The organism is Desulfofarcimen acetoxidans DSM 771 (assembly GCF_000024205.1).
Lineage (GTDB): Bacteria > Bacillota > Desulfotomaculia > Desulfotomaculales > Desulfofarciminaceae > Desulfofarcimen > Desulfofarcimen acetoxidans.
This window is the reverse complement of the sequence record NC_013216.1, coordinates 1,229,213-1,242,768: the sequence shown is the minus strand read 5'-3', so window position 1 is coordinate 1,242,768 and position 13,556 is coordinate 1,229,213. Positions and strand designations below refer to the sequence as shown.

Annotated in this window: 11 protein-coding genes; 1 reads left to right on the top strand and 10 read right to left on the bottom strand. The window is 42.2% G+C overall.

Translation table 11 applies throughout. The features are described 5' to 3' along the window. Positions 1-7: 7 nt before the first annotated feature. The 3 genes from topA to DTOX_RS05880 form a co-directional block, all read right to left on the bottom strand. Entirely contained in the window at positions 8-2,101 is a 2,094-nt protein-coding gene (gene topA / locus DTOX_RS05890) for a type I DNA topoisomerase (protein WP_015756822.1), read from the bottom strand. A 70-nt stretch (positions 2,102-2,171) separates the two neighbouring features. Further along, on the bottom strand, positions 2,172-3,272 hold the full coding sequence (gene dprA / locus DTOX_RS05885; protein ID WP_015756821.1) for a DNA-processing protein DprA: 1,101 nt from the start codon (positions 3,270-3,272) through the stop codon (positions 2,172-2,174). A gap of 442 nt (positions 3,273-3,714) precedes the next feature. Further along, positions 3,715-4,089 (bottom strand): ATP-binding protein, encoded by a 375-nt coding sequence (locus tag DTOX_RS05880; RefSeq protein ID WP_015756820.1) that lies wholly within the window; start codon positions 4,087-4,089, stop codon positions 3,715-3,717. 323 nt (positions 4,090-4,412) lie between these two features. Between DTOX_RS05880 and DTOX_RS05875 the strand changes: the two genes are divergently transcribed. Then, positions 4,413-5,963, top strand: a complete 1,551-nt coding sequence (locus tag DTOX_RS05875) for a YifB family Mg chelatase-like AAA ATPase (RefSeq protein WP_015756819.1) — start codon at positions 4,413-4,415, stop codon at positions 5,961-5,963. 62 nt (positions 5,964-6,025) lie between these two features. Here the strand turns inward: DTOX_RS05875 and DTOX_RS05870 are convergent, their stop codons facing one another. From DTOX_RS05870 to nuoL, 7 genes are all read right to left on the bottom strand, one after another. Further along, positions 6,026-6,925, bottom strand: coding sequence for a YitT family protein (locus DTOX_RS05870; RefSeq protein ID WP_015756818.1), 900 nt, complete (start codon positions 6,923-6,925; stop codon positions 6,026-6,028). Between the two features lie 191 nt (positions 6,926-7,116). Further along, positions 7,117-7,476, bottom strand: a complete 360-nt coding sequence (locus tag DTOX_RS05865; protein ID WP_015756817.1) for a YraN family protein — start codon at positions 7,474-7,476, stop codon at positions 7,117-7,119. Then, complete coding sequence (locus DTOX_RS24720) at positions 7,466-7,591, bottom strand: hypothetical protein (protein ID WP_015756816.1); 126 nt, start codon at positions 7,589-7,591, stop codon at positions 7,466-7,468. The genes DTOX_RS05865 and DTOX_RS24720 overlap by 11 nt, the downstream gene beginning before the upstream one ends. A gap of 73 nt (positions 7,592-7,664) precedes the next feature. After that, positions 7,665-8,528, bottom strand: coding sequence for an NAD(P)/FAD-dependent oxidoreductase (locus DTOX_RS05860; protein ID WP_015756815.1), 864 nt, complete (start codon positions 8,526-8,528; stop codon positions 7,665-7,667). Between the two features lie 133 nt (positions 8,529-8,661). After that, on the bottom strand, positions 8,662-10,092 hold the full coding sequence (locus DTOX_RS05855) for an NADH-quinone oxidoreductase subunit N (protein ID WP_015756814.1): 1,431 nt from the start codon (positions 10,090-10,092) through the stop codon (positions 8,662-8,664). Continuing rightward, positions 10,092-11,609 (bottom strand): complex I subunit 4 family protein, encoded by a 1,518-nt coding sequence (locus DTOX_RS05850; RefSeq protein ID WP_015756813.1) that lies wholly within the window; start codon positions 11,607-11,609, stop codon positions 10,092-10,094. The genes DTOX_RS05855 and DTOX_RS05850 overlap by 1 nt, the downstream gene beginning before the upstream one ends. Beyond that, positions 11,609-13,537 carry an NADH-quinone oxidoreductase subunit L gene (nuoL, locus tag DTOX_RS05845; protein ID WP_015756812.1) on the bottom strand — a complete coding sequence of 643 codons (1,929 nt, stop codon included), beginning with the start codon at positions 13,535-13,537 and terminating at the stop codon, positions 11,609-11,611. Before nuoL ends, DTOX_RS05850 begins: the two co-directional genes overlap by 1 nt. Between the last annotated feature and the right edge of the window lie 19 nt (positions 13,538-13,556).

Genomic DNA, 13,556 nt, shown 5'->3' with positions numbered 1-13,556 from the left:
GCTAGCATTATTTTTTATCTTCGCTCATCTCAATTTTCAACTTGCATTCCTGATTCACACAGCTGAGCATTTGCTTATTTTTAGAGCTTTTCTTCACCATCATACTGTTGCAAGAGGGACATTTCTCATTGGTGGGCAAATCCCAGGTCACAAAATCACACTCCGGATACCTGCTGCAGCCATAGAATTTTCTTCCCTTCTTAGTTCGGCGCAGCACTACCTCCCCGGAGCACAGGGGACAGGTCACACCCGTGGGTTCCAGTAAAGGTTTGGTATTACGGCAATCAGGAAAACCTGGACAGGCCAGGAATTTTCCAAACCGACCGAACTTAATTACCATGTTTCTACCGCACAGTTCGCAGATTTCTTCTGTAACTTCATCCTGAAGTTCTATCTTTCCTATAGCTTCCTCAGCCTTCTCCATCGTCTCATGAAAAGGCCCATAAAATTCCTCCAGTATTTTAATCCAGTCAGTATCTCCCTCTTCTATGTGGTCTAACTTTTTTTCCATATCAGCAGTAAACTCTACATCAATAATCTCAGGAAAATGCTCTTTTAACATTTCCACAACAACAAAACCTAACTCGGTTGGGAAGAATTGCTTATTTTCTCTGCTAACATAACCGCGTTTCTGAATGGTCTCAACGATTGGAGCATAAGTACTGGGCCTACCGATACCGTTCTCCTCCAGTAATTTAATTAGAGACGCATCAGTATAACGAGGAGGCGGCTGTGTGAAGTGCTGTTTGGGTAATAACTCCGTTAATTCAAGTTTTTCACCTTCAGCCAGCTCCGGCAATGTTTTAATCTCCTCTTTCTGACCGTCATCATTGCCTTCAGTATACACCTTCATAAAGCCGGAAAATTTAACAATGGAACCGGCAGATCTGAAAGTATACTCACCTGCAGCTATATCTACACTTGTTGTATCAATGATTGCGGGACTCATTTGACTGGCAACAAAACGCGACCAGATTAGGCGATATAGTTTATATTGCTCTGGCGTTAAAAATTTTTTTACCTGGTCAGGTTCTCTGAATACTGAAGTAGGACGTATTGCCTCATGAGCGTCCTGTATTTTCCTTTCCTTCTGCCCTTTGATTTCCCCATCTTGTTCACCGGTATAAGCTTGGCCAAATTGTTTATCAATATATTCTTTGGCTTCCTCTTTAGCCGTACCAGAAACCCTGGTTGAATCAGTTCTAATATATGTAACCAGACCGGTGGAACCTTCCTTGCCTAAATCCAGGCCCTCATAGAGCTGCTGAGCCACCACCATCGTTTTGCGGGCTGTAAAATTTAGTTTACGGTAAGCCTCCTGTTGCATACTGCTGGTGGTAAAGGGAGCGGCAGGACGACGACTTCTCTCACGACGGCTAACCTTTTCTATCACATAGGAGGATCCTTCTAATGCCTGTAGAATCTTCTGCATCGACTCTTCATCAGACACTTCTAATTTTTCGCCGCGGTATTTAAGCAGTTTTCCCTCAAACCCGGCTTTAGCCTTGAGAAATTTACCGGTTAAAGTCCAATATTCCACCTGCTCAAAGGAATCAATTTCTTCCTCCCTCTCACAGATCAAGCGTACAGCAACTGATTGCACACGACCTGCGCTTAAACCTTTTCTTACCTTCCGCCAAAGTAAAGGACTTAAATTATACCCAACCAGACGGTCCAAAATACGCCGGGCCTGCTGGGCATTTACTCTGTTGTAATCAATCTTACGCGGGTGTGTTACCGCATTTTGGATTGCCTGCTTAGTTATTTCGTTAAATTCTATCCGGCAAGGCTGGTTATCCTCAATTTTTAATAGTTTCTGCAGGTGCCAAGCTATAGCTTCCCCTTCACGATCAGGGTCGGAAGCAAGCAGCACAGTATCTGCTTTTTTTACTGCTGAACGCAGTTCCTTTATAGTATCGCCTTTTCCTCTGATGGTAATATACTTAGGCATAAAACCGGCCTCTACATCCACTCCGAACTGGCTTTTCGGCAAGTCACGAACGTGCCCCATTGAGGCCTTGACTGTGTATTTTTTGCCTAAAAACTTACCGATACTTTTTGCCTTAGCTGGTGATTCCACAATAACCAAGGTTGTTGACAAAATAGTCCACCCCGATTTCCTTTACACCGAAATTTCAATTGCCTATTAGTATTAACTTTTAATCTTATTTTTAACCATTGATAAACTTACACAGGGCATACTGCCGTCCCGGCAGCTGGCGTACCAGGTTTTTTAACTCCAAAAACATCAAGGAAGCTAAAACCTTCTGAGCCGGCAGATTAGATTTATCAACTATCTCATCAAAATGGACAGGATTAACAGAGATTAGACCGAAAACAGTCTCTTCATCCCTGTTTAATGCCACAGAAGCGTTGGTACTTTCTTCGACCGGGAATAAAGTGGTAATACCTAATTCATCAAGAATATCACCTGCATTTTCCACCAATTTAGCACCCTGTTTGATTAATTTATGTGGCCCGCGACTCAGTGGGCTGCCGATGCTGCCAGGCACTGCCATAACATCTCTGCCCTGCTCTAAAGCAAAGTCGGCTGTAATTAAAGCACCGCTCTTTTCCCCCGCCTCTATCACCACAACGGCACGGGAAAGCCCGCTGATAATACGGTTGCGCATGGGAAAATGCCAGGCTTCCGGTTGGGAGTCCAACGGAAATTCGCTGATTACCGCCCCTGAGGCAGCAATTCTCTCCATTAGCTTACGGTTTTCTCTAGGGTAGATAACATTTAAGCCGCTTCCCAATACCGCTATTGTTCTACCGTAGGCAGACAAACAACCTTTATGTGCAGCGCTGTCTATGCCACGAGCCATCCCGCTCACTATGCTTATTCCTGATTTAACCAATGCCACGGACAACTGTTCGGCAACAGACAATCCATAGGAAGTAGCTTTTCTGGATCCGACCAGGGCCACGGCCAGTTGATCAGCATTTGTTATTTGCCCCATAACAAAAAGAGCAGGTGGCGGGTCATAAATCGCTCGCAGGTTTTCGGGATAATTGTGATCCTTATATGTTATGAAATCTGCCCCGATATTATTTAGTTTTTCTTTCTCTCTAACCGGATCAAAAGTATTCCTAGCCCTTAGCAAAGCATCTGCCGCGTCGACTTTAGTTCCGAATAATGAACGTATTTCCTTTTCCGGTGCTTCCCAAGCAGCTTTTAAAGAACCAAAATGATTATCCAACTGCCACACCCGCCTGGCTGATGCCGGGGCTATAATCTGCCAGAATAAACAATACATCCTATCATCCAATTGCTTACACCCCTAAATAAATGTTCACATATAGAACCATAATCAGTAAAAAACTAATTAAGTGGTCATTCGTTGAAAATTTCGATTCTCCTGCTTTTAACAGATAACATTTTAAAAACATTAGAAAATTAATCCCTGATAAAATAATTTTTACAATACTTAAATAAATTATTGTATCAAGAGTTGGTAAGAATAACAAGCCTTCCGCAAAAACTTTACCTACTTTTGAATCGACAAACCTTTCAAATCCCCCAAAACCGCCTTAAGCAATTTTCAGGCAGCCACAGGCACTCATGCTTACTGGAAATTATGCAGTACTAACCTTTCCTTATCCGCAGATCCATTATAAGCATGATTTCCAATGAGTAAGAAAAAAGCCGGCAGCTTTATCTCCGGCTTATAAACAGTCAAATATAAATTTAGTATTAATATATAATCCGCTTTAACCATGTATATAACCGGGCAGACACTTAACACAAATCCAGATACTATCACCTTTGAGTCTAACCGGCAACAAAGGTATTTCATCCCCCCGACCACATGACTTACAAAAAACACTGCTGGCATCAACCGGTCTGCTTTTTAAATTTTCTTCTACCGCTTTATGGTTAAAGTCAACTGTTTCCCTCTCTTCAATTGACAAAGCTCCTTCGGGACAAATACCCAGACAAAAACCTGCGCCATCACAGAGTTCTTCCCGTAATACTTTAGCTTTACCGCCAACTAAAACAATAGCACCCTCCGCGCACGGTGAAACACATAAACCACAACCTGTACATTTTTCCTCATTGATCTTAACAATTTTCCTTTTGGCCATTAAATACACCCCACTTTTATTGGTTACTGTTGATATCATAACAAGAAATAAATAATTAAACCGTTGAACACATCATAATCTTTTGTGATTTATATCACTTATTTTAGTTAAATTAATGTCAATATAAAATATTACTGTTTGACAATAAGACGAGCTGCGGCTCATTATTGCTTATTTTTCATATGATATTAATTCTGTTAAAATTGCACTTCATGACTTTTAACTTTTTTAGATTATTGGCAGGAGTATGGTTAACACATATAGAAATTTAACTATAATTAATTAAAGTAAATTTTCGGTAAAATTGATATAAGGTGATTATTATGCTTTCAATTATCAAAAGCACTGCGCTTATAGGACTTGACGGCCAGGTCATTCAGGTTGAAGTAGATGTATCGTCCGGCCTGCCTGGATTTGATATTGTAGGTTTGCCTGATGCCGCGGTACGCGAGTCACGTGACAGGGTTCGTACGGCTATAAGGAATTCAGGATATGATTTTCCTGTAAAAAAAATCACTGTAAACTTGGCCCCGGCTGACATAAAAAAAGAAGGGCCGATTTATGATCTGCCCATAGCTGCTGCCATACTGACTGCTACAGGACAAGTTAAGCAGGAAAACTGTGACGCATATATTTTTTTGGGTGAGCTCTCTTTAGATGGTTCAGTCAGAAGTATCCAGGGTGTGCTGCCCCATACTATGGTAATCAGAGAGAATAATTTCATTAAAACAATAGTTCCTGCAGCAAATGCCATGGAGGCAGCACTAACAAGCGGCATTGAAATATATCCGGTTAACAGCCTTCATCAACTTGTGCAATTCTTACGAGCAGAAATAGAAATTCTACCCTCTAAAGTTGATTTAGAATCCATGCTTAATAATACTCAACTTATATATCCTGATATGGCTGATGTATATGGACAGCATGAAGCACGCAGGGCACTGGAAGTGGCTGCAACGGGTGGCCACAATTTACTTATGCTGGGAAGCCCAGGTTCGGGAAAAACTATGCTGGCCCGCCGTTTACCTGGCATAATGCCCAATCTGACCATAGATGAGGCTATGGAGGTTACCAAGATATACAGCCTGGCAGGTCTAATTAAGCCTGAAAAACCTATGATTTCACAACGGCCCTTCCGTTCCCCTCATCATACAGCAACCATTAACAGTTTAACAGGAGGCGGCAGATATCCGCGCCCTGGAGAAATAAGCCTCTCACAGCACGGTGTTCTGTTTTTGGATGAGTTTCCAGAGTTTCATAAAGAAGCTCTGGAATGTTTGAGACAACCTATGGAAGACGGTATTATTACTATATCCAGAGTAAACGCCACAGTCACCTATCCGGCTCAATTTATGCTGGTAGCTTCGATGAACCCATGTCCCTGTGGATTTTTTTTCGCTGACACGAATAATAGAGAATGTACTTGTACCCCTCACCAGATACAAAAATATATAAACCGTATATCCGGTCCATTACTGGACCGAATAGATATTCAGATAGAAGTTCCCCGTATCAATTATGAGGAATTGTTAGGGAAGAATAAAGGAGAAAACTCACTTGAAATTAAACGAAGAGTAGAAGCAGCCAGGTTCTTACAACATAAGCGTTTTCACAGACCGAATAACAAAACAACAAATATAAGATGTAATGCACAGATGGGGCCATCAGAGGTAAGAGCCTTCTGCGGATTAAGTAAGGCGGCGGCTGCTCTTATGAAATCAGCTTTTAACCAACTTCGTTTAAGCGCCAGGTCCCACGACAAAATTCTAAAACTGGCCCGCACCATTGCTGATTTAGCAGGAGTGGCTAAAATTGAGGTGGAACACCTGGCCGAAGCTATTCAATACAGAAATCTGGACAGAAAGTATCAGTAGCTTCTGGCTTAGTCTAAACAGAATCCTATTTCCTGGCGCATATTAACTTAAAGCATCTCGCTTTATGATGACTGTTTTTTTACCGGAGTTGTAAACCCCTGCCCCAACACTTCGCTGGCGTCGGAAATATAGACAAATGCGCCGGGATCTACTCTGGTCACAATATCCTTTAAATGCGCCAATTCAAAACGGTTAATAACACTGTTTACAACTGTTTTATTCATTTTTGAATAGGCACCCTGGGCCACAAAATAGGTTACCCCCCTGTGCAATTCATTGATAATACAATTTCCTATCTGAGTAGGTCTGTCAGATATTATAATAACAGACTTTTTGGTATTAACCCCGATTATCACTGTATCCATTATATTACTGGCAACATACATAGAAATAATAGTGTACAAGCCAACATTAACCGGAAAAAAAATAAGAGAAACTAAAATTACGATTAGATTAAAATAAAAAGTAACCTCTCCCAAGCCAAGGTTTTTTTTCTTTCTCAAAACTATGGCTATTATATCAGTTCCACCGGTACTGCCATTGCCCCTAAAAATAAGTCCGAAGCCCGCACCGTTTAATGCACCGCCAAATATAGCCACAAGAATCAGGTCAATTTGAGGTACCGGAAAGAGGTTCCTGGTTATGCTTATCATGATACTCAGAGCAAAGGTCCCAATTAAGCTGTAAATGAAAAATGTTTTATTTATTTCTCTATATCCCCAGACGAAGATAGGTATATTTAAGAATAATATCATCCAGGCTACCGGAGTCTTAATCAGATATTTAAGAATAATAGCGATGCCTGTTATCCCACCGGTTAGCAGGTGATGTGGAATTATAAGCATATTCAAGCTAAGAGCAACAACAAAAGCACCGGTAAAAATCAGAAACAAATTAGTCAAAATTCGCCTTATGCTACAGGTTTTTAGATTATTACAGAGTAAAACCAGTTTATCCTTCACACTTTCACCTCTCACAACCTGCAATTATACTGTAAAATTTAGCCACACCAGGTATTCTTCTATTTTATTAGAATCAGGTTTTACTGTTCTATATAAATTTATGAATAACTATAAATTACTGTATATGTAATTTATGTTTTAGACAACACAATTGACAACGATTAATGCCGTTTTACCTCTTAACATCCTGATTAAAAAGCATTCCTGAAATGCTCAATAAGCTTTATAGAGTTATCCTGTTCAAACATAACAGCCACGACATCAAATCTAAAATCACCAGTTAGAGCATATCTGGCTATGTAATACTGAGCAAGCTTGCGAAGCTTAACTTGTTTTTTTATAACCACGCTCTCCTGAGGCAAACCATAAGAACTGCCGCACCGGGATCTAACTTCAACAAACACCGTAACACCTTTTTCTCTTGCTATAATATCAATTTCACCTAACCTGCAGCGAAAATTCTGATGTATTATTATAAAGCCTTTTGAATACAAGTATCGTGCCGCTACAGACTCTCCTAAACGCCCCAGAAGCTGTTTTTTAACCGTCATTATCCTCACCACTTTGTTTAGCAGTAGGCCTTTGAGCATTTTTAATGCCCAACCACAGCATTAAACCGGCACCTGCCAATCCACCCAGTAAGAGAATAATCAATATGTATTTCATACTATACACTCCTCACAAATGAGCACGCTCATAAACTGAACATGCTCATTTTGACAAATCTAAAGCTTACTTACTATCCCAGAAAGTCCGCAGCATGCAGCGCAGCTACGGCTCCTTCACCTACCGCCTTGGCCAATTGATAAGGGCTGCCTGTACAGTCACCCGCAGCATAGATTCCTTTTATACTAGTTTCTAAAGAACGGTTAACCTTAATTGCACTACCTTCTATTTCTAATCCAGGCACTAATTGATCTGGCAAGATTGTCTGGCGATATATGAATACACCGTTAACAGCAATTCTGCGTCCTTCTGTTTGAAGTTCCGTAACCGTCTGCTGGCCGTTAATCCGTACCGGCTGATCTTTAATTATCTCGACATTTTGCTGCAGACTACCAACTTGCTCCTCAAACAACGGGAGAAAGTACACTTTGTGGCACAGTTCAGACAAGTATTTTGCTTCTTTCAGAGCATCCTTTATATAACCTATTATAGCCACCGTTCTACCTGAATAAAGCGGCCCATCGCAAGTGGCACAATACCCTACACCACGACCCAGGTATTCTTTTTCGCCCGGAAACAGTTTTGCAGCGGTTACACCCGTTGCAATAATCACCGACTTTGCGTTATAATTATGCTCTCCGGCCACTAATTCAAAACCTTCTGCCTGCGGGTATACTGCGCTGACCCTGACGCTATTAATATTTATTTCCATTTCCTTTACATGTCGCAGAAAGTGCTTCCGCAAATCTTCCCCTTTAACTTTCGGAAATCCCAGATAATTATCCACCTGTGGAGAACTATGCAGTTTAGGAGTACAAAATTCCCCTCCAAAAATAACAAAAGTCTTTCTGCGAATCCTGGCATTTACTGCGGCAGACAAACCTGCCGGCCCACAGCCGATTATGGCTATTTCGTAGCTATTGTTTTCGCCGGGCATAATCAACTCTCCTTCTTCCTAAAAATGTTTTACCATTATTTTTTGTAGGAAGCAGGTATATATACTATAAATGGAGCCTATTAAAAAACAAGGCCCGCACTCTTTCAAAAGAGTACGGGCCTTAAATACATCTTTATGGTAAAAAGAAGAACGAGTGTGCTGCGGTATTTGAAATTTCAGCAACCGGTCCCGGATATACACCAAGAATAACGGTAATAACCATGGTGATAATTAATGTGATAGCCACCGAACTGGATACCGTAATAGGTGTTTCATCAAGCGGCTTGTCACGGTATATAACCAGAGCAACTCGCAGATAGTAATAAACTGAAATCATGCTCATTACCAAGCCGATGAAAACCAGCCAGAGATAATTATCAACTATTGTAGAGAAAAGGTAAAACTTGCCTACAAAACCGGCCAGAGGCGGAATTCCTGCCATAGACAGCATAGACATTGTTAGAACTGCCGCCAGTAACGGAGCACGCTGCGATAAGCCGGCATAGTCCTTGATTTCCTCACTGCCTATAGCATCAAAAACAGAACTGACAACGGTAAAAGCACCCACCGTGCTAAAAACATAAAGCAACGCATAAAACATTACGCCTTTAATACCGGCCTCTGTAGCTGCTACCAGACCAACCAGGATATAACCTGCTTGACCAATACTGGAGTAGGCCAGCATTCTCTTAATATTTGTTTGCGGTATGGCAACCAGGTTACCAATTATAATTGTAACAGCAGCAAGTATAGCCACTACCATAGACCAACTGCTGAATATACCCGGCAGAGCACCGACAAATACACGCAGAATGATGGCAAAGGAAGCAGCCTTTGAGCCCACAGCTAAAAATGAAGTAACAGGTGTAGGAGCACCTTCGTAAACATCAGGTGACCACATATGGAAAGGAACTGCGGAAATCTTAAAACCAAAACCTGCAATCAGCATGACCACGCCCAGCAGCAATAAAGGTGAAGCAGTACCCTGTTTAACAATTCCTGCTATCTCATTAATTTGTACCGTTCCGGTCAAACCGTAAATCAAACTCATACCGTATAACAATACAGCAGAGGACATGCCAGCAAGGAGAATATACTTTATACCTGCTTCAACTGATTTTGTCTCCAATTTACGGAAGCAAACCAATATGCAAAAGGCTATGGTCATTAATTCTAAACCAAGATAAAGTGTGATGAAATCACCTGCTGAAGCCATAACCATCATGCCCAGAAGGGTGAAAACCAGCATGCTGTAATATTCAGACTGGCTTCCCATTTCATTAACATAACGCATGGAACCCATAACAACCAGTATTGCTGCAATTATAAAGATCTGTTTAAAGAAAATTGAATACTGGTCAACAATATACATGCCGCCAAACACTGTGCCGACATTGTCCCAAGTCAATATGCTTGCTCCCAGAATACCCAGCAAGAACAAGCAAGTTACATAACCTACACCACGGCGGGCATTACTGGGTACCACTAAACCCAATACCAGTATAGCCAGCCCCAGTATTGCAGTAAGGATTTCTATGCTAAGCAATGATAAATTAATACCCACTAGAAATTCCCTCCAATCTGCAGGACGCTGTCAATACCGGTCATTAAAGGAACAACGCCACTGTTAATCATATCAAAAAGCAGGGAGGGTAAGAAACCGCCCAGTACCAGAACAAAACCCAGCACTACCAACGGTACTAATTCAACACCTTTAATATCCTGCAGGTGATTGTATTCAGGCCGCGGTGGTCCAAACAAGGTATTGGCACCGGCACGCAGTACATACAGAGCAGTAATAATAATACCTGCAATAGCAATTACAGCCAGACCCCCGAATACCTTAAAACTACCAACAAAGATGGTGAATTCAGGAATAAAGCTTACTAGCCCCGGAAGCCCCAGAGAGGCCATAGCAGCCATCATAAAACCAACTGCCAGTCGCGGAGTCTGTCGGGCTAAACCGCCTAAATCCGGAATCCAACGAGTATGAGTTTTTTCATAGATAAAACCGATCATAGAAAAGAAGAGAGCAGCCATAACACCGTGACCGAACATGTTGGCTACAGCGCCGTTTACACCTATGATATTTAACGAAGCTACCCCTAACAGAACATAACCCATGTGACTAACACTGGAGTAACCGACAACATACTTTAAATCCTTTTGTGCCAGAGCACCCATAGCTGCATATGCAACACCGGCTACACCCATGATAGCAATATAGGGAGCCCAGAATTTTGCACCTATCGGTAAGGCAAAAAGAGCAATCTTAATTAAACCGTAACCACCGATTTTCTTCAATACACCTGCGTGAATCATACTGACAGCTGTAGGAGCACCCGCATAACCATCAGGTGACCAGGAATGGAAAGGCCACATGGATATTAATGAACCGAAACCAAAAAGCATCAAAGCAAACAACCATATTTGATCAAAGGGTGATAACTGCTGCGCCGCCATACTTAACCCGGCAATACTAAAGTCAGGCGCACCTGTAATAACAATCGACTTCATAAATAAAGCAATTACGCCAACCAGAAGAAACGCACTACCGATTAACAGGTAGATTGTCAGCTTCATAGCTGCATATTCCTTGGTTACACGCTTGGTGCTACCCCAGATAATAACCAAAATATAAATGGGTATTACCACAACTTCATAGAATAACAGGAAGATGAATAAATCCTGTGCGACAAATGTACCCATAACACCGGCAATCAGCACCAGAAGAAGTATAAAGAACTCCTTCGAGCGATCTTTTATGCTCCAGGATGCAAAAATTGATGAAAAACCGATCAGGTTAGTCAGAAGAAGCATTGGTAAACTAATCCCGTCTACCCCCAGATAAAAGCTGACACCCAAATCTTTAATCCAATCCTGAATACGGAACACATACTGAACACCGCCAAGAGTCTGGTTATACCCGAAATATACTAACACGCTGATAACCAGTGAAACAAAGGTCCCTAAGGCAGCAACAGCTTTTACTGTACCATGTTCATTTTTAGGTATGAATACAATAATCAGCGCAGCTATCATAGGCGCCAGCAAGGCAACCAACAAAAGCGGAGATTCCATTATTTAACACCTCCCAGGATCAGGCCGGCTGATGAGGGGTTGCTAAAAGCCATAACAATGGCAATTACCAGCACTCCCAGGAAAAATATCAACACGTAGTTCTGCATTCTACCTGTTTGGAATATCCGGAAACCATCGCCTGCCAGCTTGGTTATTGCTCCCAAGGCATTGATAAACCCGTCAACTATAAACAAATCAAACAGGTAAAAGACTTTTGCCGCTCCGTCAACCAAATTATGGTTAATCCAGAGATATAGCTCATCAACATAGAACTTATTATAGGACAAAGCATGCAAACCGGAGAAACGTCTGGCCAATTCCTTAGCGGTTGCTTTTTCAGAATCAGCAAGATAAAGCCTGTAAGCCAGGCCGATACCGCACAAGGCCAGCACGACCGATCCTATCATAACCATATAGTTGGGCTCACCGTGATGAGCATGAATATGAGATCCACTAAAGAATATCCACTCACCCCAGTAGTTTTTCCACGGGGTACCCATTAAACCGCCAACCGTAGCCAGACCTGCCAGAACAACCAGGGGCAGGGTCATATTCCAGGGAGACTCGTGCGGATGGTTTTCCGGCTTTTCTGCACCGAAGAAAGCCAAAAAAATCAATCTCCACATATAAAAGGCTGTCATAAAGGCGGTTAAAGCAGCCATCAAGAAGAGGAGGGTATGGCCGGAATCAAGAGTAACGGCTAAAATTTCGTCCTTACTCCAAAACCCTGCAAAAGGTGGAATACCGGCAATCGCTACGCCACCAACAACAAAAGTCCAACCGGTAATAGGCATTTTCTTTAACAAACCGCCCATTTCCCAAACATCAGCCTTGTGATGCAGGGCATGCAGCACACTGCCTGCACCCATAAACATGAGGGCCTTAAAGAATGCGTGAGTCCACAGATGAAACATACTGGCTGATAAACTGCCGACACCTAATGCCAGCACCATGTAACCTAACTGACTGACAGTTGAATAAGCCAGTATACGTTTTATTTCTCTTTGAGTAAGAGCAATTGAAGCTGCAAAAAGTGCTGTAAAAGCGCCTGTAAAGGCTACCAACTCCATCACGGAAGGAACCTGCTCAAACAAAAACATGGTTCTGCCGACAAGGTAAACACCTGCTACAACCATGGTGGCAGCATGGATTAACGCGCTGACCGGTGTAGGTCCTTCCATAGCATCCGGCAACCACACATGCAACGGAAACTGGCCTGATTTACCGACAGGTCCGATAAAGACAAGAACTGCGATCATAACCAGAATACCTTCGGAAGTATAGGCTCTAAAATTAGGTATAATCTCAGCCAGCTTAACCATATCCAGGGTTCCGAAAACTATCTGTATCGACAGCAAGCCCAGCAACAAACAGAAGTCTGCTATACGACAAGTTACAAAAGCCTTTTTGGCAGCCTCACGAGCTGACACCTTATGTGTAAAGAAGCCGATTAACAGGTATGAGCAAAGACCGACTAACTCCCAAAAGATAAACATTTGCAGAAGATTGCTGGAAAGCACCAAACCGAGCATGGAGGCTCCAAACAGCGAAACATAAGCAAAGAAAGTAGAATAACCAGGATCGCCCTCCATATACCCAGTAGCATAAATAAAGATCAACGTAGACACCATTGAAACCATGAACATCATCATGGCCGATGTCGGGTCTAACTGAATACCGAAGTCAATATGCAATCCCGGCATGGAAAACCAGCGGGTAGCATAGACCATTGAATGTTTTGTGAATTCCTCATTGGTAAACACTCCGTAAGCAGCTAAAGCAGCAAAAACAAACGCCCCGACCATACCGGCAATACATACTAAAGAACTGAGCCTTTGCCATGGCCGCGTCAAAAATACAATTATCAGAAAGGCGATTGCCGGTAGGAGTGGGACCAACCAGGCATTATGCATAGCAAATTCTACCATACGCTATTCTACACCCACC